A 25,799-nucleotide genomic window follows, 5' to 3' on the forward strand; every position below is an offset into this window, starting at 1 on the left:
TCGTGCTCACCGCCTCCGGACAGATGATCGGCATCGCCGAGGCAGCGAGCGCCCCGGCACCGGCCGGACCGCCCGCCTCGCGGCTCGGTCTGGAGTCCGACGTCCCCCGCGGTGGCTCCTCGGACTACAACCCGGGCGGGGTGTACCCGAACGGCGCCGAGCGCCGGTCGTTCATGGACGAGTGCGCCGGAGCCTACGAGGCCTGCCCGCCGCTCTCGGCCGCGGTGGACGTCACCGCCCGCACCGTGACCGCCGGTGGCCTGGAGGTCGTCCCGGACGACGACAATGAGGAGGCCGACGAGACCGCACCCCCGCGCGAGGTGCTGCGGCTGCGCAAGCTGCTCAAGTTCGTCAACGAGCGCGAGGACATCCGCCAGCTGCTGCGCGGGGTCGCGGTCGACGTCCAGGTGTTCGGCGACGCCTTCCTGGAGGTCGTCTGGCTGCTCGGCGAGCCGGTGGGGCTGTACTCGCTCCCGGCCAACACCATGACCGTGGAGGCCGACGAGCACGGCACGGTGACCGGCTACTCGCAGCGGGTCGACACCCACCCCGAGGCGATCGAGTTCTCACCGAACCAGGTCATCCACATCCCGGGTGACTCGGTACGCGGCTCGCTCTACGGGCTCGGCATCGTGCAGAAGGCGTTCTGGCCGATCGCCACCTACCTGTTCGCGGCGGCGCTGCTCAAGGAGCGGATGCGCCGCGGCGACCCGCCGGACCTGCACGCGGACGCTCCGCTGGAGGTCCCGGAGAACGAACTCAAGACCTGGAAGCAGCAGTACAAGGTCATGAACGTCGGGGCGGCCAACATCGGCAACCCGATCATCAGCCGCGGCGGCTTCAACATCAACGAGCTGCGCACCGCGGCCCGCTCGGACCTGGTGGCCATCCAGACCTGGTGCCGCGACTCCATCCTCAACGTGGCCGGTGTGCCGCCCGCCCAGGTCGGCATCATCGAGTCCGGCAATCTCGGCGGCGGCACCGGCACCAGCCAGTTCAAGACGTTCCGCATCAACACCTGCGGGCCGCTGGGCCAGCTGATCCTGGAGAAGCTGAACTACTTCCTGCTCCGGGCGTTCGGCATCTCCGGTTGGCACATGGAGCTGAACGAGGTCGACTACCGCGACGACCTGATCATCGAGCAGATTCGGGACATCCGGCTGCGCAACGGCTCCTGGACGCTCAACGAGCTGCGCGGCGACATCGGCGAGCCCCCGCAGCCCTACGGCGACAACAACGTCGTGGTCGAGCGCAGCTACGTCATGAGCTGGGACCTGATGCAGGCGTACTCCCAGTCGATGATCAACAAGAACAACAGCGCGGATGCTGCCGCACCCCCTGCTCCGGGAGAGCCAGGACATGCGCCACCGGAGGAAGAGACGCGCGCTCCGTCATTCCAGGGATGGGACGAACGGGCCCGCCGCCGCTGAGAGGAAGACCGCGATGAGCGACAACGTCTGGGCGGCGATCTACGAACTCGAAGCCCGCATGACGACCGACTTCGAGGCGCGCAGCAACTGGTGGCGAGACCGCCTCCGCGCCCTCGAACACAGAACGGAGACACAGATGACGAACCTCCACGATCGGGCGGGCCAGATCCTCAGCCAGATCGCCAACCTGCAGTCCCAGCAGGCCGCGCTGATGACCGCGGTGCACGCGGCCATCGACGCCGCCGCCTCGGGCAGCGCCTCGGCGGCCGACGCCAAGGCCCAGGTCGACGCCGCGGCAGCCGACCTCGACTCGGTCTCGCAGGCCGTCACCGACGCGACCACCCAGATCCAGACCGACATCTCCGAGGTGCAGCCCGCCCCGGCGCCGACGCCTGCTCCGGCTCCGGTGACCCCGGGCCAGGACGGCCCGGCCGTGCAGCCGCCGGTCAACCCCAGCCCGGTCGACCCGACCGCGCCCCCGGCGGACCCGAACGCCCCGGTGACCCCGGCGCCGACTCCGGTCGAGCCCGGTCAGCCCTCGCCGTTCAGCCCGCCGTCGGACCCGTCCGCGGGCTCGGACAGCGGCTCGTCCGACGACTCGGGCTCAACGTCCCCGGGTTCGCCGAGCCCCGCCCCGGCGCCCAGCGTCGACCCCAGCTCCTCGGGCTCGGACGACTCCGGCTCCTCGTCGAGCAACTCCTGACCGGTCGGGGACGGGCTCGACAACGGGCCCGTCCCCCACCACCCCCGCGAGGAGAGGCCATGACTCAGCCCCAGGACGTGACCGTCGGCGACGGCAGCAACGCCCACGCCGATCCGGTGACCGTCGAGCCGAGCGCGCCGGAGACGTCCACCGACGTGCCGACCAGCGCGACCGGCCAGCAGATCGCCGCGGACGCGGGCTTCACCTCGATCGAGCAGTACGTCGCGTCGGTGCTGGAGAACGCTCCGCAGGACGACAACCAGCCGACCATCACGATCCCGGAGCACCTCGTGTCGCTGGCCGAGTGGCTGGCCGATCCGGCGTTCAACACCGCGTTCGTGGTCGGGCAGACCACCTTCTACTCGTGCACCTTCTGCGGCGGCGTGACCGCCTCGAAGGACGGCCACATCGCCAGCCACAAGAACGCCAGCGGCTGATGGCCGACCAGCCCGCCAACGGTCAGCCGGTGACCGAGGACGAGCCCGTCCCGCCGCCGCGACTCGACCCAGACGAGTTCGTCGTCGCGCGTGGCACGCTGACAGCCGACAAGTGCGAGCCGCTGATCCAGAAGCGGATCGGCTGAGTCCCACCGGTGCCCACCACCACGGAGCAGTCGATGACCAACCGCAAGCAGCGCCGGGCTCAACAGGGCCGCCCACACATGCCCGGCTTCGAGGGTCTGATCGCGATGGGTCAGGCCGCTTCGGAAGCCGACGCCGCCGCCCACGGTCACGAAGCCCCCGGTCCCGACACCCAGGTGGGTATCCTCGCCGACCTGCTGCACAAGCCGTGCAACTCGCCGTGGCCCTCCACGCACAAGGCAAGCGCTTCGTGGCACGTCCGGGAGGCCCGAGAGTTGCTGGATCGCCTCCAGAACGCCTCGGACGCTCCGCAACCACCCGAGGGCACGCCGGACACAGCGAACGCTCGTGAGCGCGCCGCGCAGCGCCTGGAGGATGTCGAATCCCTGGTGCGCACCGGCGACTACGCGATCCTGGCGGTCGAGCTGCGCGACCAGGACTCCGCCCGCACCCGGGCGATCGCAGCAGCGATCCTGGGTCAGGGGTGACTGGAACCCGGGTATCGTCACGGCATGAGTCGCGTCAAGAAGCTCGTCCGGTGGTTCCGGACGCAGTCGGCGCGCCTGCCCCTTCCCTTGGCCACCGCCCTGTCCGGTGCTGCCGGGTTCCACTTCGTCCCTCCGGCACTCCAGCCCGTGTTCGTTCTGGTGGCATCGCTCGCAACTCTGGCGAGCACGTCGGGCTCTTCAAAAAAGTCTGCGGATCGTACTTCTGTTCGACTGCCTTCAAAAAAGCTTCCTGACTTCCGGATTGATTTCTTGAGGGTTGGCGGAGCGGAAGCTTGATCCGGGTCGCCGTCGGCGTGCTCATCGGCGTGCCGATCGGCTGGTTGCTCTCCGAGGTCGGGCGGGGCTGGAAGGCAGGCTCAGCCGAGGTGCCTGACGGCCCGCCCTTTGCAGGCGACCTGGTCGGCGTCCCACGTCAGCCCGGCGAGCCCGACTGGCTGTTCACCGAGGAGTAGTCCCGGGAGGCGGTCGTGGCTTCTCGTCGTGGTCGCTCCCACCCGCACCGCGGGCACAAGGGCCCGCACCCCGGGGCGCGCGGTAAGCCGCACCCGCACAAGGGCTCGCACGTGCCCCACCCGGGCGCCCGAGGCCCACACCCGCGCCACGAGAGCCCGGCTCAGGCCGCTGCGGCCCGGGCCAGCCTGACCAAGGCCCGTGCCGCACACCCCAAGGGCCAGCAGACCTCCGCACAGCTCGCCGCTGAGCGCTCGAACCTGGTGAAGGCCCGAGCCGCTCGCAAGGCGAAGGGACTGCACACCGCCCGGAAGGCGAGTCAGCGCGGCCCGACGGCGCGTCGGGCGCGGACCACCGCCCACCGAGCCCGCCCGGCGACGCACCGGCACGCGGTCACGCATCGCAGCGTGACCCACCGCAAGGCCGCCCACACCACCGCGACCCGGCGGATGGCCATCCACAAGCGCGCCAGCATCCCGGTGAAGCCGAAGCACTACGGCGGCCACACCGGCATCACCCGGCATCACTACAACCGCCACGGCCTGGAGAAGGCCGCGCACCGCATCGCCGGGCACCGCAGGCCGATCCGTCCGCGCCGCCGCCGCTACGTCTGGACGGTGCCCGCCGGACGGCGTCATGGCTGGAACTGGACCAAGCAGCGCAAGCCCAGGAATCAATGGTGAGGAGGTGGCCGTGGGCTCCATCGGAACCATCGACGCGACATTCCTCGCCCCGGGCATCAGCCACAACAACCGCGAGTACACCCCGGACCTGATCGGCAAGGCCGGGCAGCGCCTCATCGAGCGGCTGGCCGATCCCGGTGGCCTGCCGGTCACCGTGCTCACCCATCACGGCGCCGGAGACGACTCCGCCCAGATCGCGGGGCGCATCGCCACCGCGGCGCTCGACGAGAACGGCGTGCTCTCCGGCTCCGTGATCCTGGCCGACACCGTGGCCGGTCGCGACATGCTCGCGCTGACCACGCCGGATGAGTCCGGACGCCGGTTCCTCGACTCGATGTCGATCCGCGGCTACTGGCTCGGCGACGTACGCACCGAGGACCGCGAGGGCCGCACGGTGATGACCGGCGACGACCTGGAGATCGACGGCGTGGACTTCACCGCCACGCCCGGGGTCGACGCCGCCCGCCTCGCGCAGGCCCGCCGGGACGCCGAGGAAGCCCGCGGCACCGGTCGCACTCCCCTCTACGAGTCGATCGGACATGCCGTGGTGCACGAGGCCAGCGATCCCCAGAAGCCGCACGGCGACGTCACCTACGCCGACCCGGGCTATCAGGACGACGGGAAGAAGCGGTATCCGCTCGACACCAAGGGCCACACCCGCTCGGCCTGGGCCTACGTCTCGATGCCGAAGAACGCGGCCAAGTACTCGTCGTCGCAGCTCTCCTCGGTGAAGTCGAAGATCAAGGCCGCGGCCAAGAAGTTCGGGATCAAGCTGGCCAGCGAGACGAAGCTGGCCGAGGCCTGCGGCCAGCTCGATGAGCTCACCGAGGCCTACATGGCGATCTCGGCGATGAACGGCCCGGCCGACGTCAACGTCAGCGCGTACGGCATCGACAACCTCGACCTGACCGCCGTGGCGGCGAAGCTCGGGCAGGCCACGTCCGCGGCCCTGCTCACCCTCGACCCGGACCAGGACAACGACATCGACCTGGACGACGCCGAGGGCGAGGTCGACGACACCGAGCCCGCGGACGACGACGCGGTGACCTCGATCTGCGCCGACTGCGGCGCCGAGATCCCGAACGACGCCAAGTTCTGCCCCTCCTGCGGGGCCCAGATCACCGACGACTCGGACACCGAGTCCGCACGAAAGGGGCCCGACGTGGCCGAGACCGACAGCAGCAGCGACGGCGGGACGACGTTCTCCATGGACGACATCACCAAGCTCGCGAACGCCCTGGCCAAGGCCATCAAGGGCGACACCTCCGACGACGCCGACAGCGGCAGCGAGGACTCGCAGGAGTCCGCCGACAAGGGCACGCCCGCCACCGAGGCCAAGACCGAGACCGGGGAGACCGACTACGCCGCGCTCGTGGCCGCCGAGGTGGCCAAGGCCAAGGAGGCGATGGCCAAGGAGTTCGCCCCGGTCATGGCGAAGGCCCTGGCCGAGCAGCGCGACGCCATCCGCGACGAGCTGGTCTCCAGCGGCGGGTCGCCCAACCGCGCCGGAATGATCGAGTCGCTGCGCAAGGAGGGCGGCATGGGCGACCAGACGCCCATCCACCAGCTGCCCGCCCAGGAGCAGGACAAGCGCCGCGCCGAGCTGTGGGCCACGGCCCTCGACCTCGGCGGCGTCCAGCGCATCTGAGCGACGTCCAGCGGCACGGGACCCCTCTCAACGCCCTGCCAACACGCACTCAAGCCCCCGGTCCACACCGGGGGCTTTTTCATGTCCAGAGGAGCTAACCGTGGCCGGAATGTCACAGCTGGGTGAGGCCCTGACCGCCGGTCAGGCCGGAGCCCTCGTCCAGAAGCGCATCAGCCCGCTGATCGTCGACCTGCAGCGTCGCTTCTCGGTGTTCGTCACCGCGGTGCCGACCGAGTCCTGGGATTCGACGGTCTACAACTTCAACCGGCGCCTGCAGCGTCCCGGTGGCGGCTTCGTCACCGACGGCGGCGCCGTGCCGATGAGCAACAGCGTGTGGGAGCAGAAGGCCTTCACGCTGCGGAACATGCAGGCCGTCGGTGCCGTCACCGGCTACGCCCAGGCCGTCACCCGCTCGCTGGTCGGTGACCTGGAGCGCGAGGAGTACGAGGCCACCGCCGAGAGCCTGGTCTGGGACATCGAGACCGCGCTCGGATGGGGTTGTGCCGGGGCCACCCAGTACGGCCCGGCCCCGCAGTTCGACGGGCTCAACTCGCTCGTCACCCAGTTCGCCTCGACCTCGCAGCTGCGCCAGAACGCGATCGAGACCTCGGGGGCGAGCTTCGCCCTCACCCATCTCGACCACCTCTACGACCTGGTCCGCACCAACGCGGCGATGAACATCGGGTCGAACTACATGTTCGTCATGACCCCGACCGCGCAGAGCCGCTTCGAGCAGCTGCTCGTCCCCGAGCAGCGGTTCGTCAACCAGGTCGAGATCGCGGCCGGGATCATGTGCAACTCGTACAAGGGCGTGCCGATCGTCCCGTCCTCGTTCCTGGGCAACACCTGGGCCGCGAGCATGGGCACCGTCACCGGCACCCCGGGCACCACCGGCGGCACGCTGGCCGCGGGCGACTACTACTACGTCGTCGTCCCGATCATGTCCCGCGCCGGTCGCGGCAACCCCTCGACCGAGGTCCACGTGACCACCACCGGCACCACCAGCACGGTCTCGCTGGCCTTCACCCCGCCGGTCGGCCCCGAGGGCTCGGTCCCGCTGCACTACGAGGTCTACCGGGGCTCGTCCACCGGCCAGGAGGTCCTGCTGGGCGTCGTCGACGCCACCCCGCAGGTCCAGGGCGACAACGTCACCCGCATCTACGCCACCGGGATCACCGACACGGGCACCACGCTCGTGCCGACCTGGAACTCGGGCAGCCAGGTGCCGACCCAGTACCCGGCCAGCTACCAGAACGGCTCGGGCGCGAAGCTGCCGGTCGGCGGGGGCGAGGACATCTACCTCATCCCGCGGGACAAGAACATCATGTGCCGCCCGATCGTGCGGGACATCCAGCCGGTGCAGGTGGCCGCCACGGTCAACCAGCCCGACGCCCGCCCGTTCGCGCTCGTCTCCGACACCACGTTCGCCCTGCGGGCCGAGCGCTACGTCGGCCGCCTGCGCAACGTGGTCACGGCGCTGTCCTGATCACGCCTCCGGCTTCGGGCCGGATGCCGCGCGCTCGTTGTGGTGGCGGGTCGCGCACGGGCCGGAAGCCCACGGATCCCATCGTCCGTGGGCTTCCGGTTCCCCGCCGTCGAGGACAGGAGAACGTCGTGAAGAACGTGCATCACCCCGTCGGCGGCACCCGCGTGCCGAATCCCGACGGCGGTTCCTACGAGTGGCCCGAGGGCGGTGGCGAGGTACCGGTCGACGACCACACCGCGCGCGAGCTGGGGCTCATCGAGGGCTTCACCGTCACCGGTGAGGCCGACGAGTCGCGGCCCAAGCCCCCGCCGGACCGGGCCGCCGAGAAGACCTCGGACAAGTCCGAGAAGGGCAAGCGCACCGCCTCGGTGCAGGAGTAGTCGCGGGGGTGCCAGATGGCCACGCTCGGCGTCTGGAACCTCTCGCCCTACGACCTTTCCGACGGGGCTGGGGTGACCATCTCCTCCGGCTCCGTCGGGGTCCAGACCGTCACGCCGTGGCTGACCCGGGCGGTCATGGCGGGCCTGCTGACGATCACCGACGGCAGCCCCGCTCCAGCGCTCGGCCCGGTTGCCGTGCCGCAGACCGCGCCGGTCACCTCCACGATCGCGGTCACCACGAGCCCGAACCCGACGGTGGGTGCGGGCCAGCGCCTCCCGGTCGACGCGACCGCGGCGATCGCCACCCCGGTGCTGCCTCCGGCCGCGCCCAACGTGGTGGTCGACCTGGTCAAGGTCGACGCCAGCAGCCACAGCGTCATCCCGGTGCCCTACGGCGCCGACACCATCCTTCCGGCCACCTACGCCACGCTGAGCGCCCAGGGCGCCGCGGTGCGGCTGTTCGGCACCACCGGCGGCTGGGTCGCGGTGCTGATCGCTCCGATGGCCACCAACTCGGCCACCCAGGACGCTCGCACCGCGGCGACCCTGACGTCCATCCAGGCCGCGGCCGTGACCCTGGCCGGGGCCCAGAGCGTCACCGGCGAGAAGACCTTCACCAGCCCGATCCACGGCTCCACGGCCACCCTCTCGGGTTCGCTGTCGGCCGCCTCGGCCAGCCTGACCGGGCTGCTGGGCGCTGGCTCGGCCTCGATCTCCGGAGCGCTCTCCGCCGGGTCAGCCACCATCGCCGGTGCGTTGGGCGCGCAGAGCGCTTCGGTCACCGGAGCGCTATCGGCTGGTTCGATCTCGACCTCGGGCGCAGCCACGGTCGGTTCGCTGTCCTCCACCGGTGTCGTCAGCGCGACGTACGGCTCGTTCAGCAACCTCGTCTCGGCCCCGTTCATCGACGCGGGCGCCAGCGGCTTCTACACCACCGCGTCCAGCAGCTTCGGTGCGATGAGCACCGGGCCGATCACCACCACCGGGAGCATCAACGCCAGCGTCTCGGTCGGCGCGACGCTGAACGTCGTCGCGGGTGGCGACGTGCATGGGACCAACGGCGTCTTCACCGGCACGGTCACCTCGAACGGCACGGTGCTGACCTCCGACGAGCGCCTCAAGCAGAACTTCACCGACATCGAGCCCGCGGTGCTCGACGAGCTGCTGGCGGCCCCGGTGCGCGAGTGGGAGTTCACCGGTAGCGACGAGCGCCGGATCGGACCCACCGCCCAGGCCGTGCCCGCGGTGCTGCGCAGCACCCGGCCCGGCAGCCACTACCTCGGCATCAAGGCAGAGTCCCTGGTCGGGGCCCTGCTCGCCCTCGCGCAACGCCAGCACGCCCGGCTCACCGACCTCACGGCTCGACTCGACGCTCTGGAGGGCCGATGAGCACCCCGATCCCCTGGGCGTCCCCGTCGTTCATCACCGTCGACGAGTTGCGGGCCGGGGCGTTCTCCGAGGTCGTCGAGTTCTACGCCAACAACCTCGACTACCTCGACGAAGTGGTCATCACCGCCTCGCAGGACATCGAGGACCGCTGCGACCGGCGCTTCCTGCCGTTCACCGACCTCGTGGAGACCCACACCGCCGAGGGCATCGACCCCGACGGGCTGGGCTTCGCCGACTCCGACCTCGGGCCGCTGGGCCTGGAGGGCTCGCTCGCGCTCTCGCAGGCGCGGGCCTACGGCTACCAGGGCCTGGTCCGGGACGTCTGGCTGCGCCAGCACGCGCCGCGCCGGGTGGATCTGTGGGCCTACACCGCGGTCTCGGTTCGCATCGACCGGCCGTGGGGCGACTTCACCGTGCTGCCGACCGACGCCTGGACCGGGCCCACGCTCGACACCGGCCACATGCGCTTCCGGATCGGCACGCTGATCCCGCAGGGCTCGGAGATCACGGTGACCTACTCCGGCGGCTACGTGAACGGCATGCCGCACACGCTCAAGCAGGCCGCCCGGCTGGAAGCCATCAAGCGGCTGATCCGCGAAGTGGATCCGTCGGCCCGGCCGAACGAGTCCACCGACGCCCTGGAGGCCGACGTCGTGGAGGCCCTGGCGGGCTACGCGCGCTACTGACCTGGCCTCCGAATCAGGAATCCAGGGTCGCCTTGACCCACTCGCCAGGTGCGTAGAGAGCAACGGTGCGCTCGGCTTGCGGCTGGTTCTGCTGAACCTTGAGCGCTCCGCCGTCGACCTGAATGGCGTTGGCGTCGGAGAAGTCCTCGCCCTTGGGTGCCATACGCGTAATGACCTTCACCATGTGCCGCGACCTTACGCGGACGGCCTTCTGGAGGCCGCGATGCCCTTCGAGTCCGCTGTCGTCGTCGAGGGCCAGCAGATCGGCCACGGCTTCGGCGACCTGATCGCCGCGGCCGAGGGCATCGAGACTCTCGCCTGGCCCGCCATCGTCGAGGACTTCCACGCCATGGAGGAGCGCCGGTTCGAGGCCGAGGGTCCCGGCTGGTCGCCGGACTCTCCGGCCACCGCCTCCATCAAGTCCTCCCGCGGCATCCCGTCGAGCGGCAGGGTGCTGGAGGGCACCGGCGAGCTGCGCCGGGCGCTGACCAGTTCCCACGCGCCGGGCTCGAAGGTCGACATGAGCCCCGAGGAGCTGTTCGTCGGCACCGACCTGCCCTACGCCACCTACCACCAGCAGGGCGCGCAGATCGAGGTGTTCGGCCGCGGCCACGCCACGCTCCCCGCCCGGCCGCTGGTGGTGGTCACCGAGGAAGACGTCCTGCGCTGGACGCGCATCGTGCAGGCCGCTCTGCGGGTCGGCCCCGGCAACGCGAAGTCGGTGATCCTGGAGTGAGCCCGAACCTGCCCCCGATGCCGAGCCCCGAGGGCGCCGAGCAGGCCACGCCCGGCGAAGGCCCGCACGCCGCCGGGGCCGCGCCGGGGGAGTTCCACCCCGAGCCCCGCCCGCTCTCGCCGCGAGGCGGCGGTCTGGGCCCGATGGTGGGCGCGCACAGCGTCCGCGACGCGGTGGAGTCGGTGTTCACCCGCCGGATCCCGAGCTACGTCGCCGAGGCCCGGCGGCGTCACCCTGAGATCACCAACCCGCCGTTGGCGGACTGGCACGACTGGGTCAACCAGCCCGGCGTCGGCCCGGTGAACCCGGGCAACGCCCCGCGGTTCGTCATCTTCGTGCCCGGCACGCTCTCGGTCCGGCGCAAGGGCGACGGCAGCCACGCGGTCGACTGGATGACCCAGGTCCAGATGTGGCTGTGGGGCTCGAACTGGCGCAGCGTCGACGACCGGCTGGGCCTCTACCTGGCCTCGGCGCGGATGTGCCTGCTGCAGAACCCGTCGCTGGACGGCTTCGCGCGCTCGGTCACCTGGCGCGGCGAGACGATCTCGCCGGTCGCCCCGAACCAGGCCACCGGCAACCACACCTGGGGCCAGGCCCGCCTCGAAGTCGCGATCCACGTCGATCCGGTCGTCAGCGCGTTCGCCGGGCCCGCTCCGCTCGACCCCGACACGCCCCCGCCGGACCCCACCGCGATCACCGGGGCCGAGATCACCCTCACCTAGGAAGAGGTCGCGCTCATGCACGTGCGCAACATCGCCAGCCACCCGGTCGACGCCCCCGACGGCTCGTGGCTGCTGCCCGGTCAGACCGCCGAGTGGGATGACGAGGACTTCGCCAGCCAGATGGTCGAGGCGAAGCTCGTCGAGGACGTCGACCAGGCCCCGAGTGGCTCGTCCGGAGGCTCCAACACGGCCTCCAACGACTCATCGACTACTTCGACGCCGAGTTCTGGAGTCCAGAACGGCTCCAACACGCCGTCGAGCCCCTCCAGCACGCCCGCGGCGCCCTCGCCCGGCCCGGTGACCCCCTCGCAGCCCTCAGCGGCCCCGTCCGCAACGAACGACTCGGCCCCTGCGGCCCCGACGAGTGAGGACACGACCTCATGAGCAGCATCCAGGCCCCGGGCACCAAGGTCTTCGCGCAGACCGCGCTGCCCTCCTCGACCGCGAACCCGTCCACCTCGACGTGGTTCGCCGCCGGACCGACCCAGCGCGGTGCGGTCGGCACCCCGATCACGCTGAACTCGATGGCCGACTACGCCCACTTCTGCGGCCAGCGGACCCCGGCCACGGCGCTGTTCTACGACGCGCTGGAGCTGTTCTTCCGCGACGGCGGCACCCAGGCCCTGGTCTCGCGGCGGGTCGGCGGATCCGCGGCCACCGCGAGCCTGATGCTCAAGGACAAGGGCACCTCCGGCGGCCAGAACACCCTGCAGGTGCAGGCCAACTCGCCGGGCGCCTGGGGCAACCAGGTGACCGTCGAGGTCGACGCGGCGGGCACCAACGGCTTCACGCTGACCGTCTCCGGTCCCGGCGACACCGCAGGCACCACCTTCATCGAGGTCTCGCCGACGCTGTCGAGCCCGGCCGACGCGGTGAACTGGTCCTCGGCGAGCCGGTTCGTGACGATCTCCGACCAGGCCTCGTCGACGACCGCGCCGAACAACATCCCGGCGACGATTGCGGGCACCGCGCTGGCCCTGGGCGCCGACGACAACGGCTCGGTCACGGACACGACGATCGCCGCCGACCTCGCGGTGTTCGCTCAGGACTTCGGCCCCGGCCAGGTCTCGGTGCCCGGCGCGACGACCGACACCGCGCACCGGGCGATCCTGGTTCACGCCACCAGCAACAACCGGGTGGCGCTGCTCGACGCGGTGGACACCCCGGTCGCCAGCACGCTGCTCACCGAGGCCACCAACGCGGTGGCCAACGGCGTGGACCTGGGCCACGGCGGCATCTTCGCTCCCTGGGTGAAGATTCCCGGCGTCCCGGCGCAGGGCCCGATCCCGACTGCGCTGCGCACCGTCCCGCCGTGCGCGCTGGCCGCGGCCGGGTGCTCTCGGGTCGACGCCGCGGGCAATCCGAACGTCGCCCCCGCGGGCGACTCGGGTGTCTCCTCGTACGCCGTCGGGGTCACCCAGGTGTTCTCGGAGTCCGACCGCGCCAACCTCAACCAGGCGGGCGTGAACGTCGTCCGGTACTTCAACGGGGCCCAGCAGGTGAAGCTCTACGGCTTCCGGACGCTGAGCCAGGACCCGCTGCACATCCAGATGAACTGGGCCCGGCTGGACATGGCCATCTTCTCCGACGCCGCGCGCATCGGTGAGCAGGTCGCCGGATGGGCGCAGATCGACGCCCGCGACCAGGTCTTCGCCGCGTTCAAGGGCGCGCTGACCGGGATGCTGTCGAACTACTGGATGGCGAACGCGCTCTACGGCGTCGACCCGTCCGATGCGTTCTCCGTCGACGTCGGTTCCGACGTGAACACGGTCGCGACCCGGCAGGCCGGGCAGATCAACGCGTCGATCGCGGTGAAGCGTTCCCCGGTCGGCGAGTTCGTCAACATCGGCGTCGTCTCGGTGCCGATCTCGCAGAACTTCTGAGAGCAGCTCGGTCGGCATTCCTAGGAATGCCCCGGCGCAACATGAGGAGGTCGGTCCATGTCGACCGAGCAGATGTATCTCACCACCGTCCATATCGACGATCCAGCGTTCGGGGATCTGGGCGTGTGGGACAAGCGGACGGGTGGTGACACCCAGATCGCGGCGACCAAGCACCGTCCCGGCGGGATGGGCCCGGAGAAGACCTACCGCTCCCTGCCCACCTACTCCGACATCACCGTCACGCGGGTCATCGAGCCCGACCGCGGTGACTACGAGCTGTTCCGTCGGTTGAAGTCGGCCGCGGGCCGGGTCTACGGGACGGTCACCGAGCAGCCGCTCGACGACGACGGCCACCCGCAGGGTGACCCGTCGAGCTGGTACGGGCGCCTGGCCAACTGCAAGCCGGGCCAGACCGACTCGAACGGCACCGCGATCCGCTCGATGGAAGTCGACTTCCACGTCGAGACGATCACCTAAGCGCGAGCACGGAAGGACCCCTCTCAGCCATGACCCACGCCCAGGGCGAGTTCGCCCCCACCTCTGCGGCGCTGGACATCCAGCCGTCCACGCCGCAGCCCTCGTCGCCGGACGCTCCCGAGGCCGTGCGCTCCCCGCTGGGGAACCTGCGCGCGCAGCGAGAGGCCCGGCTCAAGAAGCTCTACCTGGACCTGCGGGTGCCCGGCTGGGGCGATGACCCCGAGCTGGACCCGCGGGTGTTCGTGTACGTGCGCTGCCGCCCGCTCAAGCCCTCCGAGCTGGCGGGCATCCAGGAGGCGCAGTCCAAGCGCGGCAAGAACGCGCAGGGCAAGCTCCCGAAGGACCAGATGGCCTGGATCGACCGGGCCAACGCCGACCTCATCGCCACGGCGTGCCTGGAGGTCTGGGCGTACTCCGGTCCGGACGAGCCCGACCCGGCCACGCTCTCCGACGACGAGCGGCTCTCGCTCAACGCCGAGGACTGGCACGGCGCCAAGACCCGGTTCGACGGCGACCTCGCCGACGCGCTGGGCATGGAGCGGAACTTCGAGGGCAAGCCGCCCGCCGCGGTGGACGTGGTGCGCGGGCTGTTCCTGCACGACGGCGACGTCATGCAGGCCGTCGAGCGGCTCACGAAGTGGTCGAACCTGCGCGCCAACCAGGAAGAGCAGGATTTTACGACTGGCTAGTCAATGAGTCGCCGGACATCGCGATTGCCGCGTACGGGGCACGGCTGGGGATTCCCCCGGAGATGTACCTGACCGCCGAACGTGATGATGCGTCGATTCTGCGCGCGGTAGTTCAGCGAGCTCTCTACGACGATGCGGAACAACGCAAGCATGAAGTAGAGGCCACCGGTAAATCCGTCGCGCAGGAAGTCGCGAAACTTCTCGGCTAAGGGGGTGCGAGCCCCCATGCCCGCCAACATCGAAGACGTCGGCATCCGTGTCGCTCTCATGGGTCGCGGTGACTACATCGCGTCGATGCGGGAGATGCAGAAGTCGCTCGACGACTTCGTAGCCGCCAACAAGGCGGCTGGAACGTCGGCCAAGGGCATGGGGGTCTCCACCGACGAGTCCAAGGCGGCGGTGGACCGGCTCAAGGCCGCCACCCAGACCGCCATCGGGGCGCAGCGGGAGTACGAGGCCGCGCTCAAGCAGGCGGCCACGGCGGCCAAGGAGGCAGCCTCTAGCGACGACGCCGCGGCGCAGTCCCGCAAGCGGGCCGCCGACCAGCAGGTGACCAGCTCGAAGGCGGCGCGCGACGCAGCGCTGGCCGAGCAGCAGGTCGCCAAGGACGGCGTGAAGGCCGAGGAGGACCTGGCCGAGCGCACCCGGCTGGCCGGGGTCAAGAAGCAGTCCACCTGGGATTCGTTCAAGCAGACCGTGCTCGGGGCCTCGACCGGCATCACCGGTGCCTCGGCCGGGATCGCGGCCAAGGAGGCCGACAGCGCCGCGAAGATCGAAGCGGCCAACGTCCGCAAGAGCGCGTCCTGGGGTCAGGCCCTCAAGGCCTCGCAGATGTTCGCGGTCGGGCTCGGGGTGGCGCTGGTCGGCGTCTCAGCGACGACCATCAAGAGCGCCTCGGACTTCCAGGCCTCGATGGAGCGCATCTCCACCCAGGCCAACGTCCCACAGGCAGCGATCAAGGGGCTCTCCGACGGCGTCCTCCAGCTCGCGGGCCAGGTCGGTGAGGATCCCGGGTCGCTGGCCGACGCGATGTATCACGTCCAGTCCTCGTTCGCCGGGGCCGGACTGTCTGCGCAGAAGTCGATGGACATCCTGCGGGTGGCCGCTGAGGGCGCCCGAATCGGCGGAGCGAACCTCGTCGACGTCACCAACGCCATGGACGCCGCGATCGTCTCCGGCATTCCCGGCGTGCAGGATTACAACAAGGCGATGGGTGCGCTGAATGCCACCGTCGGTGCCGGTGACATGAGCATGCAGAACCTGGCCGAGGCGCTGGGTACTGGTGCGCTCGCGGTCATCAAGAACTACGGCGTCACCATGAACGACGCCTCGGCCGCGCTGGCGGTATTCGGTGACAACAACATCCGGGGCGCCCAGGCCGGTACCCAGCTTCGGATGTCGGTGCAGGCGTTGTCGACGCCGACGAAGGCCGGAGTCGCGGACCTGGCGAAGCTGGGAATGACCCAGAAGCAGCTCGCCGATGACATGCGCACCGGTGGCCTCAACAAGGCAATGATCGACCTGAACACGCACATGCAGAAGGCAGGTATCACCGGCGACAAGACCGGCCAGTTCATCACCGAGGCATTCGGCAAGAAGGCCGGTACCGGCATCGCGGTGCTGATGGGGCAGTTCGATCGCTTCCAGCAGAAGCTCGGTGAGGTCGACAAGGGCGCGAACACCTTCGCTCAGTCGTGGGCCGGAACCCAGGCCACCTTCCAGGGAAAGCTCAAGGACATGGAGGCCGGGGCTCAGGCCACCGGCATCAAGATCGGCATGGCGCTGCTACCCATCGCCGGGAAGGTCCTCGACGTCTTCACCTGGGCGTTCTCCGGCGTCGGCCGGGTGCTCGACTGGCTCGGCGACCACAAGTGGGCCGTGATCGGCATCGGGGCCGCGATCGGCACGGCCCTGATTCCCGCCCTGATCGCGGCCACGATCGCCACCTGGAACTTCACGGTGGCGCTGCTGGCCAACCCGTTCACCTGGATCGTCATCGGGGTCGGGCTCGTCGTGGCCGCCATCGCCTGGCTGGCCATGAACTGGGGCACCGTCACGAAGGCGGTCGGGGCGGCCTGGCATTGGCTCTACGACAACGCCGTGAAGCCGGTGACCGACGCCATCGGTACGGCCTGGCACGCGGTCTACACCAACGTGATCAAGCCGGTCGGTGACTTCTTCGCCTCGACCTTCCGGGCCATCGGTGCCGCGGGCTCGTGGCTCTGGCACAACGCGCTGGAGCCCGCGTTCAACGGCATCGTGACGGTCCTCAAGTGGGCCGGGGCGATCATCTTCACGATCCTCGTCGCGCCGTTCGTGCTGGCGTTCAACCTGATCAAGGGTCCGGCGCTGATCTTCTGGCACAACGTCATCGAGCCGATGGCTCACGGCGTCGCCGCGGCGTTCATCTGGCTCTGGAACAACGGCGTCCTGCCGGTCGCGAACTGGATCGGCGACAAGTGGAACTGGCTCTACAACAACGTCTTGCGACCGGTCGGTCAATGGATCGTCGACCGGCTGCACGACACCGGTGCCGGATTCCAATGGTTGTGGAACAACGCCGTCGTTCCGGTGGCCAACTGGATCGGTGACAAGTGGCATTGGCTGCACGACAATGTCATGCGGCCGGTCGGCCAATGGATCATAGATCGACTGCACGATCTCGGCGCCGTTTTCGAGTGGCTGTGGAACAACGCCGTTCTGCCGGTGATCAACTGGATCTCCGACAAGTGGCATTGGCTGCACGACTCGGTGATGAAGCCGGTCGGCGACGCGATCGGCACCGTGATCCACGACGTCGGTCAGGCGTTCTCGAACGTCGTCGACTGGATCAGCCGTACCTGGCAGACGATCAAGGACATCGTCTCGGTGCCGGTGCACTTCGTGGTCGACACCGTCTACGGCAAGGGCATCAAGCCCACCTGGGACGCCATCGCCGGAGTCTTCGGGCTGCCGAAGGCCCCCGCGGCCCCAGGCTTCGCCACCGGCGGTGTGGCCGGGGACCCGGTCTACGCCGACTCGGGGGCGGTGATGCCCGGCTACGCGCCGGGGATCGACTCGATCCACGCCATGGTCTCGCCCGGCGAGGCGATCATGGTTCCGGAGTGGACCAGGATCATGCGGGGGCTGTTCGGTCCGAACGCCATCGACATGATGAACATGGCGGCGATGGGTGGGCGGGCCGGGCCGATGGGCAACGTCGGCGGGCTCGCGTTCGCTGCCGGTGGCGCCGTCGGCGACCTCCCGGCGGTGCCGCTGCCGCGGCCCGGACCCAGCGTCGGGATCGCGCAGTCGGCGCTGTCGATGTTCTCCAACCTGTTCAACATCCCGCAGCTGATCACCGACCCGAAGGGCTACTTCACCAGCCTCTTCCGCCCGGTCACCGACCCGCTCAACGGGATGGGGACGTCGCGGTTCATGGAGGCCATGAAGGACGTCCCCGGCAAGGCGATCGACGGCATCGTCGCCAAGGTCAAGGACTGGCTGTCGTCGATGATGTCCGGCGGTGCAGCGATGGGACCCGAGTCCGCGTCGCACGCCCTCGACATCGTCAACGCCGCCAAGGCCAAGGGCCTGCACCACGACGCCGCGGTCATCGCCCTGATGACCGGCATGCAGGAGTCCGGCATCCGGGTGCTGGCCAACCCGGCCGTCCCGGCGTCGATGGCTCTGCCGCACGACGGGGTGGGCCATGACCACGACTCGGTCGGCATCTTCCAGCAGCGCCAGAGCTGGGGGCCGACGCCGCTGCTGATGAACCCGTTCGGTAGCGCTGAGCTGTTCTACAACAAGCTCGGCGGCGGTCCCTACGGGGACTTCGGCTCCGCGGCCCAACGGGTGCAGGTCTCGGCGTTCCCCGGGGCCTACTCGAAGTGGCAGGGACAGGCGACCGCGCTCGCCGGTCCGACGTTCGCCGGTGGCGGCATCGTCGGCCTGCCCTTCGGGGGAGCGCGCGCAGTCGGCGGCTCGATCAGCCCGGGGGCGTCCTACTGGGTCGGCGAGCAGGGGCCCGAGCTGGTCACGCCGAACGTCCCGGGGATGGTCATCCCGTCCTCGGGCTCGGAGTCGGTCGCCGAGGGCTCCGGGTTCACGCCCGGCCCGCGGGTGGTCTTCGAGAACGGGGCCATCCAGATCAGCGGGGTCACCGACCCCGTGATGGCGGCCAACGCCGCGGCCAACGCGGTGGCCAAGCGGGTCTCGGACTCGATCGCCCGCCAGTAATCGCACGAGCCCGAGGGGGTCGAGATGGCGCCGGACGTCTACGCCACGCCGATCGACCCCCCGGGCCCGGCGGTCGGCTTCCGGCTGCTCGGGGACGGCAAGATCTCGGACTACAGCTCGGGCGGGTACGCCTGGACCGCGGTCGACCGATCGCACCGGCAGCCCTACGTCGAGTACACCTCGGACCTGCTCGCCCAGATCGAACTCCCGCTGATGCTCGACGGGATCAGCACGAACACCGCGGTCAACAACACCTCGGTCGAGCCCCAGGTGGCCGCGATCAAGTCCTGGCGCAAGCCCAACGCCTCGACCGGCAAGGGCACCGTGCTCTCGCTGACCGGCCCGGTGGACACCGTCGGAATCTCCGGCTGGGTGGTCATGTCGCTCTCGCTCGACGAGGCCATCCGCGCGAGCAACGGGGTGCGGATCCAGCAGAAGCTCACGCTGACGCTGATGGAGTACACCGACACCAACTCGGCCCTGACCGCCTCTCCGGCGGCCGAGGCCTCGGTGTCGCTGCCCTACCCGTTCAACATGCTCAGCCCGCAGCTGCAGGGCCTGGCGGGCCAGTACACCGGCAACCTCGCCGAGCTGGCCGCGCAGTTCTCCTCGAACCTGTCCGGGCTGCAGGAGTACGTCGCCCAGAACGGGCCCTCGCTGGCCAAGCTGGCCAACGCGGTGCCCCAGCTCCAGCAGCAGGTCCACGACGAGCTGGCTCAGCTGGCCGCGGCGCTGCCCTCGGTGCTGGCGACGCTGCCGACCTCGACAACCACCACGCACCGGGTCGTGGTGGCCAAGCCCGGCGACACGCTGGAGAAGATCGCGCAGCGGGAACTAGGGGATTGGCGCAAGTGGCCCGCCCTAGCAACGATCAACAGTCTGCGGGACCCCGACCTAATCTACGTCGGTCAGAAGATCCTGCTTCCTTGACTCTGGTAGACCCGGGACCGGTGAATCTACTCTGCTCCTCACGCGGCGGACGGGTGACCGCTGAAAAGGAGCTGGTGGATAGTGGGGGATGACGGTCAGGGTAAGAAGGGGAGGCCTCGGCGTAGGCCTATCCGCTCCTCGGATGACTGGCGGCACTCCGAGGGCCTGTTAAATACCCAATGGCGACAATCGGTGTCTCAGCGTCCGCAGTCGCTTGGGGGCCGCTACGGCGGATCCGTTTACGGATACGACCCTACTGTGAAAGCCGTGTTCGACTATCGGTCGGAGTACGTGAGGGACGCCAAGGACGGCGTCGGTAACGCACGGAGACGCGCTGCCCGCTTCACCCTTCTCTACTGGGTCCTGCGGCTCGGTGTGATCACTTGCGGAGCCCTAGTCGCGATCTTTAGCGCGGCGCAGCTTCCGCTGTGGCTAGTTGGAACGTGTGGTGCACTCGCGGCAGCGGCTGAGGCCGTGCTCATTGCCGCGAACCTCCAGCAGCGGTCTGTCGTGTGCGGTCTGCTCGCGGACGAGATGAGCGCAGAACTTAGGTCCTATGAACTTCAAGTCGGCCCCTACAAAGACGACACCAGAATCGAAAATCTGCACGAAAAGATCGAGGACCTGAGACGTAAGGCGTCAACCGAGAAGTTCCGACTCGACAGCGCTCCGGAGAGAGGTTCCGACGAGTCGAGCAGCTCGGCTAAGTAGCGGCACCTGAGAGGCCTAACCCAGAACGCTCCTGCCTTCGCGGGCTAAATCGCACGGCCCCGAGGGAGTTGGCTCATGGCTGGGTACTGGCCGAACGCTGCGCTCCGCGACCAGTACTGGCCGCACGACCTCCGGCTCAACGGCGAGGCGCTGCCCGGCGACATGGCCAACAAGCTCACCACCGGCGCGGTCAGCCGCTCGATCACCCAGGCCTCGACGATCCAGATGGTCTTCGAGGACGGCAACCGCGCGCTGCTCTCCCACACCGGGGCTGACCCGTTCCAGTACCCGGCGCCGCGCTACGTCTACGGCATACCCACCGGCCACTCGCTGGTGCAGTTCTCGAAGAACGGCGACCAGCTCACGCTCACCGCCGAGGACGCGGTCATCAACCTGCTGCGGAACTTCACCGGGCAGAAGAACCAGGCCCCGGGCACACGCACCCGGGTCGACTTCGCCAAGCAGCTCTGCGACGAGGCCCGGGTGCCGTTCATCGCCGACTACGACGCCGCCCCGCTGGCCGCGCCGGTCTCGCGTGGGGGTACCAACGCCCCCAACGAGGACTCCTGGACCTGCCTGACCCGGCTGGCCCAGGACGTCGGGTGGCGCTGCTTCTCCGACGGCACCTCGGTGCTGTTCGGGCCGGACTCCTGGCTGCTCTCCTGGCCCGGCGGCCCGGCCATGACCATCGCCGAGCGCACCGGTGGTGTGGACGTCATCGACGGCGAGATGGACTCCGGCAAGCCGGTCGGCACCCTCAACGTCACCTCACGGGCCTCGGCCTGGTTCGCCGACCCCGGCGCCTGGGTGCGGGTTACCGCGGGGATGGGGCCGTTCTCCGGCGACTGGATCGTCTCGGAGATCAACCGGCAGGACCTGGCCTCGGACCAGCTCGCGGTCGCGCTCATCGCCCCCACGCCGGTCAAGCCCGAGCCCACCGCCTCGGGCACCAGCACCACCAACGACGACCCGAACGTCTCGGTGCCGATCGCCGGGACCGAGCAGCGGATCATCATCCGGCTGCAGGCCCTGGGCTACCGGCCGGGAGCGGGCGGGGTCTTCTCGGTCCCGCAGTCCGTGCTCGACCGCGTGCAGTACGGAGATGCCTGATGACCGACCCGTCCGTGGCCGCGCTGCACCGCGGGTTGCTCGGCCCGAGCCACACCAAGCCGCAGAGCCCGCAGTTCCCCAACCCGGTGCCGATCACCGTGCTCGACGGAGGCTCGCCGGAGGGCGTGCGCTTCACCGTCGACGGGCTCGACTCGTCCTGGGCGTTCGGCCCGGCGCCGTTCCCGCGCCCGGTGCAGGGCCAGGTCCCGCCCGGCGGCACCAAGGGTGTCGCCGTCTTCGCCCCGAACTCCGAGACCGCCTGGATCGTCGCGCTCTTCGACTGGCCCTGATCGGGAGGACGACATGACCCAGCCGCTGCCGACCACCACCGGGCCGCAGCACTTCGCCCTGCCGTTCAACCTGCAGGCCAACGGCAGCTACGGCGTGGTCGACCAGGACTCCTCCGACGACGTCATCTCGTGCGTGCGGGTGCTGCTCGCGACCCGTGTCGGAGAGCGCCTGGAAGTCCCGCAGTTCGGCATCCCGGACCCGACCTTCGCGGTCGGCAACCCGGGCTGGCCCGGGGTCCTGGAGAACGCGGTGGCCCGCTGGGAGCCGCGCGCGGCCGGGCACGCCATCCCGACGGTCGTGCACGAGGACGGCACCGCCGAGGTCGTGGCCGCCGTGCCCTCCCACCCGGGCGGCCCGGCGGTGTGAGGCCGTCTCCGTCGATCTGAGCGCCCGCCCAGCAGCCCCAGGAGGCCCGCGTGACCGCGCCCCAGCTCTCGCCCCCGGCCGTGGTGGGCAACGCCATCCAGCTCCCGGTGGTGACCGACCCGGACGTGCTCACCGCCGAGGGGATCGCCTACCTGCAGGCCATCCAGCCGGGCTGGACACCGCACGAGGGCCAGCTCGACGTGGCCATGATCGAAGTCTTCGCCCGCATGGTGGCCAACGCCGCCCGGGTCATGACCACGGTGCCGCTGTCGATCTTCCAGTACCTCGGCCAGCAGCTGTTCGGGATCCCGCCGCTGGGTGGCCAGTACGCGACCATGAACGTGCAGGTCACCACGGTCAACAACTTCGGCTACACCATCGGGGCCGGGACCCAGGTGCTGCTGATGTACGGGCCGAACCAGAGCTTCCTGTTCCAGTTCGCTGCCTCGCTGGTCATCCCGCCCGGTTCGACCACCGGCACCGCGGTGCTGGTCTCGGCCAACGCCAGCTCGGAGTCCAACGGGGTGCTGGCCAACAACCTGGTGCTCGTCGACGGGCTCGCCGGGGTCGACTCGATCGTCTGCACCGACTCGCCACAGGCACCGACGGGCGGCGCCGACGCCGAGACCCAGACGACCTACCTCGACCGGCTGCGTCGCGAGATCAGCCTGCTCACGCCCCGGCCGATCCTCGCCGGGGACTTCGCCACCATCGCCCTGAACCAGGTCGGGGTGGCGCGCGCGGTGGCCCTCGACGGCTACAACCCGGGCGACGGGACCGCGAACAACTCGCTGATGGTCACCGTCTGCGCGGTCGACGCCGGGGGCGAGGCCCTCGGCGCCGACCACAAGAACGAGCTGATCGCCTACCTGGAGGCCACCCGCTCGGTGAACTGGGTCGTGCACGTCATCGACCCGACGTACACCACGGTGAACGTCACCGCTCAGATCAACGTCAAGCGGGGCTATTCCCTCAACGATGTGAAGTCGGCGGTCGCCGCGGCCATCACGAACTACGTCTCATCCCGCTACTGGGGTGCATCGGTGGATTCCGACGGCAATCCCACCGCGGATTGGTACAACACCACCGTCGTGCGCCAGCTCGGCGTTGTGGGCGCCATCTCGAACATTCCTGGGCTCGCCTGGGTCGACAGCGTCTCGCTTTCCGCGGGGAACGCTTCACCGGCAGACCAGGACGTGAACCTGTCCGGCCCGGTTCCTCTGACGACGCCGGGAAACATCAACGTCGCCGCGACTTACTCGTAAGTCCGAGAATCAGGAGCCGACCATGCGCAAGATGCGCCAGACGGACCTCAAGGCGTACACGAAGCAGATCAACCTCTCCACCGATGCGCTGTGGCTGGTGCTGCTCTCGCCGAGCTACACGCCGAACTACGACACGCACATCCTCTACTCGGACGTGTCCGGCTTCGAGCTGGCCTCCGGCGGCGGCTACACCCCGGGCGGCATCCAGCTCACCGGCCAGGCGATCAGCTACGTCACCGCCGCGAGCTGGAGCTACTCCTGGGCGGCGAGCACCCCGCACGTGGTCGACGACGTGGTGCGGCCGAGCAGCGCGAACGGGTTCCTCTACCGCTACACCGGCGCGGGGACCTCGGGCAGCTCGGCTCCGGCCTTCCCCACCACGCCCGGCGTGGCGGTGGCCGACGGGACGGCAACCCTGGAGTGCGTCGGCTCGGGCGTCACACAGATCAGCGCCTCGAACGTCACCTGGGGCGCGCCGTTCACCGCCGGGCCCGCCCGCTACGCCGCGCTGATCGACAAGACCCCGGGCACGCCGATCCTCATCGGCCTCTCGGACTTCGGGTCCTCGATCACCGGCCAGTCCGGCGCCTTCTCCGAGCAATGGAACGCCGAGGGCATCTTCCTGCTCTTCGAGCAGTAGGCCGCCCGACCTCGGACAACCACATGACGTGAGGGGTGGGTCTCGGTGGCGATCACGTTCGTCGGAGCCATCGAGGCCCACACCAGCGTCCCGGGCAACGGGACGGCCACCGCCACCACCGCCTCGTTCACCCCGGCGGTGGGCGAGCTGCTCGTGGTCAAGGTCGGCACCGGCTCCTCCCTGGTGTCGTTCTCGGCTCCGAGCGGTGGCAGCCTCACCTACTCGCTCAAGGCCAGCTCGGGCGCGGTCTCCGGCTATGGCGAGGGCGCCATCTTCGTGGCCACGGTGGCCACGTCGGCCGCCATGACGGTGTCCGTCACATTCAACGACACCTCGGTCCAGGCTTCGGCTGGTGAGGTCGTCGTCGAGCGGTACACCGGGGTCGCCACCGGGGGCTCTCCGGCGACCAACGTTGTCGAGAACACCACCGCGCAGTCCACGCTGACCACCACGGCGTCGAACTCGGTGCTGACCTACATCGACGTCGACTACAACGGCACGACAGGCACGCCGACATATGTCAACGGCGGGACTCAGACTGCGCTTTACCAGAACAGCAGCGTCCTCTCGTGTTATTCGGCGCGGATGACGACGACTGCGTCCGGGTCCTATAGCTACGGCCTCTCGGCTCCCGCGAGCCAGAAGTCAACGCTGGTCGCGATCGAGATCCTCAGCGCCGCGACCGACGTCAGCCACCAGTCGAGCCCCGGTGGGGCGGAGCAGGGGAACCCGCACGAGACGCTCGCGGTCGACTACGTCCACCAGTCGAAGCCGAGCGGTGCCGAGCAGGGCTCTCCGGCCGACACCCACAGCATCGGCTCGGTCCAGCACGACACCTCGGCCCAGGGGGCCGAGCAGTCGGGCACGGCGGGGGAGTCGCCGACCACCGCGACCACGTTCGCCTACGACCCGTCGCCCGAGGGCGCCGAGCAGGCCGACTTCCAGCAGACCGATGCGCTCGACCTCGTGGTGCGCGAGGCCCCCGGCACCTCCGGGGAAATCACCATCGACCCGGACGCGGTCGAGGAGCCGTTGCCGCCGGAGCTACCCGACGCGCCCACCGAGGCTGCCCAGGGCCTCGTGGGAGCCCCGCAGGTGTCCGAGGCCGCGCTGCGCTTCTACGCCTCACTCGGTCAGGCCTTCATCGAGGGCGACGGCGACCGCGGGTGGCCGCTGCTGCGCTTCTGCGAGTCCGGCGGGCGGCTGCTGCAGAACATCGAGGACGTCACCAAGGGCTCGGCCGGAGCGCCGGGCTGGTCGGCGCTGTTCGACCTCTCCCGCTGCCCCACCTACGGGCTGCCATGGCTGGGGCAGATGGTCGGGGTGGTCGTCGACCCGACCCTGACCGATACCGAGCAGCGTCAGCAGATCTACGACGAGGCGGCGACCGGCCGAGGCACCCCGGCGCGGCTGCGCCAGGTGGCGCTGTCGTTCCTGCGGGGACCGGCGCCCGAGGTCGAGGTCATCGAGCGCGACGGCAACGCCTGGACGGTCACCGTGACCGTCTACGCGGCGCAGCTGGTCGGCAAGAGCTACGCCGAACTCGCGGCGGAGTTCCCGACGTATCCGCAGCTCAACGCGGCCTACGCGACCTATGAGGACTACGCGGTCGGCTACAACGAGCTGAACGCCGCGCTGCAGGCCGCCAAGCCCGCCGGGCTGATCCTCAACCTCGTCGTCCGCACCGGTGCCTCGTACGCCGTGCTCTCGCGCGAGCTCCCGGCTTACCCGCAGCTCGACTCCGCCTTCACCGACTACGCGCACATGATCGGTGCCGTGCCGGTGAGCTGACCCCTCTCATGCCAGCGAAAGG

General features: G+C 69.8%; 28 protein-coding genes. 27 read left to right on the forward strand and 1 reads right to left on the reverse strand.

Features of this window, described 5'->3' with window-relative positions:
• Nucleotides 1-2: 2 nt before the first annotated feature.
• From LQ327_RS08925 to LQ327_RS08980, 12 genes are all read left to right on the forward strand, one after another.
• The gene (locus LQ327_RS08925; RefSeq protein WP_230731717.1) at nt 3-1,430 is read left to right on the forward strand and encodes a phage portal protein; all 1,428 of its coding nucleotides are present in this window, start codon (nt 3-5) and stop codon (nt 1,428-1,430) included.
• A 13-nt stretch (nt 1,431-1,443) separates the two neighbouring features.
• Nucleotides 1,444-2,133: a hypothetical protein gene (locus tag LQ327_RS08930; protein ID WP_230731719.1), complete on the forward strand. Its 690-nt coding sequence runs from the start codon at nt 1,444-1,446 to the stop codon at nt 2,131-2,133.
• A gap of 59 nt (nt 2,134-2,192) precedes the next feature.
• The gene (locus tag LQ327_RS08935; protein WP_230731721.1) at nt 2,193-2,570 is read left to right on the forward strand and encodes a hypothetical protein; all 378 of its coding nucleotides are present in this window, start codon (nt 2,193-2,195) and stop codon (nt 2,568-2,570) included.
• A complete protein-coding gene (locus LQ327_RS08940; RefSeq protein ID WP_230731723.1) occupies nt 2,570-2,716 on the forward strand; it encodes a hypothetical protein in 147 nt (48 codons plus the stop codon). Before LQ327_RS08935 ends, LQ327_RS08940 begins: the two co-directional genes overlap by 1 nt.
• A gap of 33 nt (nt 2,717-2,749) precedes the next feature.
• Complete coding sequence (locus LQ327_RS08945) at nt 2,750-3,202, forward strand: hypothetical protein (protein ID WP_230731725.1); 453 nt, start codon at nt 2,750-2,752, stop codon at nt 3,200-3,202.
• 293 nt (nt 3,203-3,495) lie between these two features.
• Nucleotides 3,496-3,675, forward strand: a complete 180-nt coding sequence (locus LQ327_RS08950; RefSeq protein ID WP_230731727.1) for a hypothetical protein — start codon at nt 3,496-3,498, stop codon at nt 3,673-3,675.
• A 15-nt stretch (nt 3,676-3,690) separates the two neighbouring features.
• Complete coding sequence (locus LQ327_RS08955; protein ID WP_230731729.1) at nt 3,691-4,356, forward strand: hypothetical protein; 666 nt, start codon at nt 3,691-3,693, stop codon at nt 4,354-4,356.
• A 10-nt stretch (nt 4,357-4,366) separates the two neighbouring features.
• On the forward strand, nt 4,367-6,004 hold the full coding sequence (locus LQ327_RS34650; RefSeq protein WP_230731731.1) for a DUF6582 domain-containing protein: 1,638 nt from the start codon (nt 4,367-4,369) through the stop codon (nt 6,002-6,004).
• Nucleotides 6,005-6,104: 100 nt separating this feature from the next.
• The gene (locus tag LQ327_RS08965) at nt 6,105-7,490 is read left to right on the forward strand and encodes a hypothetical protein (RefSeq protein WP_230731733.1); all 1,386 of its coding nucleotides are present in this window, start codon (nt 6,105-6,107) and stop codon (nt 7,488-7,490) included.
• 128 nt (nt 7,491-7,618) lie between these two features.
• Nucleotides 7,619-7,870, forward strand: coding sequence for a hypothetical protein (locus tag LQ327_RS08970; RefSeq protein WP_230731736.1), 252 nt, complete (start codon nt 7,619-7,621; stop codon nt 7,868-7,870).
• 15 nt (nt 7,871-7,885) lie between these two features.
• Nucleotides 7,886-9,259 carry a tail fiber domain-containing protein gene (locus tag LQ327_RS08975; protein ID WP_230731738.1) on the forward strand — a complete coding sequence of 458 codons (1,374 nt, stop codon included), beginning with the start codon at nt 7,886-7,888 and terminating at the stop codon, nt 9,257-9,259.
• A complete protein-coding gene (locus tag LQ327_RS08980) occupies nt 9,256-9,945 on the forward strand; it encodes a hypothetical protein (RefSeq protein WP_230731740.1) in 690 nt (229 codons plus the stop codon). The genes LQ327_RS08975 and LQ327_RS08980 overlap by 4 nt, the downstream gene beginning before the upstream one ends.
• Before the next feature lie 13 nt (nt 9,946-9,958).
• Here LQ327_RS08980 and LQ327_RS08985 read toward each other — a convergent pair whose 3' ends face one another.
• Entirely contained in the window at nt 9,959-10,129 is a 171-nt protein-coding gene (locus LQ327_RS08985) for a hypothetical protein (RefSeq protein ID WP_230731741.1), read from the reverse strand.
• A gap of 39 nt (nt 10,130-10,168) precedes the next feature.
• Between LQ327_RS08985 and LQ327_RS08990 the strand changes: the two genes are divergently transcribed.
• The 15 genes from LQ327_RS08990 to LQ327_RS09060 all read left to right on the forward strand — a co-directional run bounded on the left by LQ327_RS08990 (nt 10,169) and on the right by LQ327_RS09060 (nt 25,777).
• Nucleotides 10,169-10,681 (forward strand): phage virion morphogenesis family protein, encoded by a 513-nt coding sequence (locus LQ327_RS08990; protein ID WP_230731742.1) that lies wholly within the window; start codon nt 10,169-10,171, stop codon nt 10,679-10,681.
• Between the two features lie 17 nt (nt 10,682-10,698).
• Nucleotides 10,699-11,403: a hypothetical protein gene (locus tag LQ327_RS08995; RefSeq protein ID WP_230731743.1), complete on the forward strand. Its 705-nt coding sequence runs from the start codon at nt 10,699-10,701 to the stop codon at nt 11,401-11,403.
• 380 nt (nt 11,404-11,783) lie between these two features.
• Complete coding sequence (locus tag LQ327_RS09000; protein ID WP_230731744.1) at nt 11,784-13,286, forward strand: hypothetical protein; 1,503 nt, start codon at nt 11,784-11,786, stop codon at nt 13,284-13,286.
• A 57-nt stretch (nt 13,287-13,343) separates the two neighbouring features.
• A complete protein-coding gene (locus LQ327_RS09005; RefSeq protein WP_230731745.1) occupies nt 13,344-13,763 on the forward strand; it encodes a hypothetical protein in 420 nt (139 codons plus the stop codon).
• Between the two features lie 29 nt (nt 13,764-13,792).
• Nucleotides 13,793-14,452 carry a hypothetical protein gene (locus LQ327_RS09010; protein ID WP_230731747.1) on the forward strand — a complete coding sequence of 220 codons (660 nt, stop codon included), beginning with the start codon at nt 13,793-13,795 and terminating at the stop codon, nt 14,450-14,452.
• Between the two features lie 62 nt (nt 14,453-14,514).
• Entirely contained in the window at nt 14,515-14,661 is a 147-nt protein-coding gene (locus tag LQ327_RS09015; protein ID WP_230731749.1) for a hypothetical protein, read from the forward strand.
• A 16-nt stretch (nt 14,662-14,677) separates the two neighbouring features.
• The gene (locus LQ327_RS09020) at nt 14,678-18,673 is read left to right on the forward strand and encodes a phage tail tape measure protein (RefSeq protein ID WP_230731753.1); all 3,996 of its coding nucleotides are present in this window, start codon (nt 14,678-14,680) and stop codon (nt 18,671-18,673) included.
• Nucleotides 18,674-18,697: 24 nt separating this feature from the next.
• Nucleotides 18,698-19,603: a LysM peptidoglycan-binding domain-containing protein gene (locus LQ327_RS09025; RefSeq protein ID WP_230731754.1), complete on the forward strand. Its 906-nt coding sequence runs from the start codon at nt 18,698-18,700 to the stop codon at nt 19,601-19,603.
• 267 nt (nt 19,604-19,870) lie between these two features.
• Entirely contained in the window at nt 19,871-20,314 is a 444-nt protein-coding gene (locus LQ327_RS09030) for an SLATT domain-containing protein (protein ID WP_230731761.1), read from the forward strand.
• Nucleotides 20,315-20,389: 75 nt separating this feature from the next.
• A complete protein-coding gene (locus LQ327_RS09035) occupies nt 20,390-21,424 on the forward strand; it encodes a hypothetical protein (protein ID WP_230731763.1) in 1,035 nt (344 codons plus the stop codon).
• Nucleotides 21,424-21,714, forward strand: a complete 291-nt coding sequence (locus LQ327_RS09040) for a hypothetical protein (protein ID WP_230731765.1) — start codon at nt 21,424-21,426, stop codon at nt 21,712-21,714. The genes LQ327_RS09035 and LQ327_RS09040 overlap by 1 nt, the downstream gene beginning before the upstream one ends.
• Nucleotides 21,715-21,727: 13 nt before the next feature.
• Complete coding sequence (locus LQ327_RS09045) at nt 21,728-22,081, forward strand: GPW/gp25 family protein (RefSeq protein WP_230731767.1); 354 nt, start codon at nt 21,728-21,730, stop codon at nt 22,079-22,081.
• A gap of 50 nt (nt 22,082-22,131) precedes the next feature.
• Entirely contained in the window at nt 22,132-23,346 is a 1,215-nt protein-coding gene (locus tag LQ327_RS09050; protein WP_230731768.1) for a baseplate J/gp47 family protein, read from the forward strand.
• A 31-nt stretch (nt 23,347-23,377) separates the two neighbouring features.
• Nucleotides 23,378-23,986: a hypothetical protein gene (locus LQ327_RS09055; protein ID WP_230731770.1), complete on the forward strand. Its 609-nt coding sequence runs from the start codon at nt 23,378-23,380 to the stop codon at nt 23,984-23,986.
• 45 nt (nt 23,987-24,031) lie between these two features.
• A complete protein-coding gene (locus LQ327_RS09060) occupies nt 24,032-25,777 on the forward strand; it encodes a phage tail protein (RefSeq protein WP_230731772.1) in 1,746 nt (581 codons plus the stop codon).
• The last annotated feature ends 22 nt before the right edge of the window (nt 25,778-25,799 follow it).

The organism is Actinomycetospora endophytica, from assembly GCF_021026375.1.
GTDB lineage: Bacteria > Actinomycetota > Actinomycetes > Mycobacteriales > Pseudonocardiaceae > Actinomycetospora > Actinomycetospora endophytica.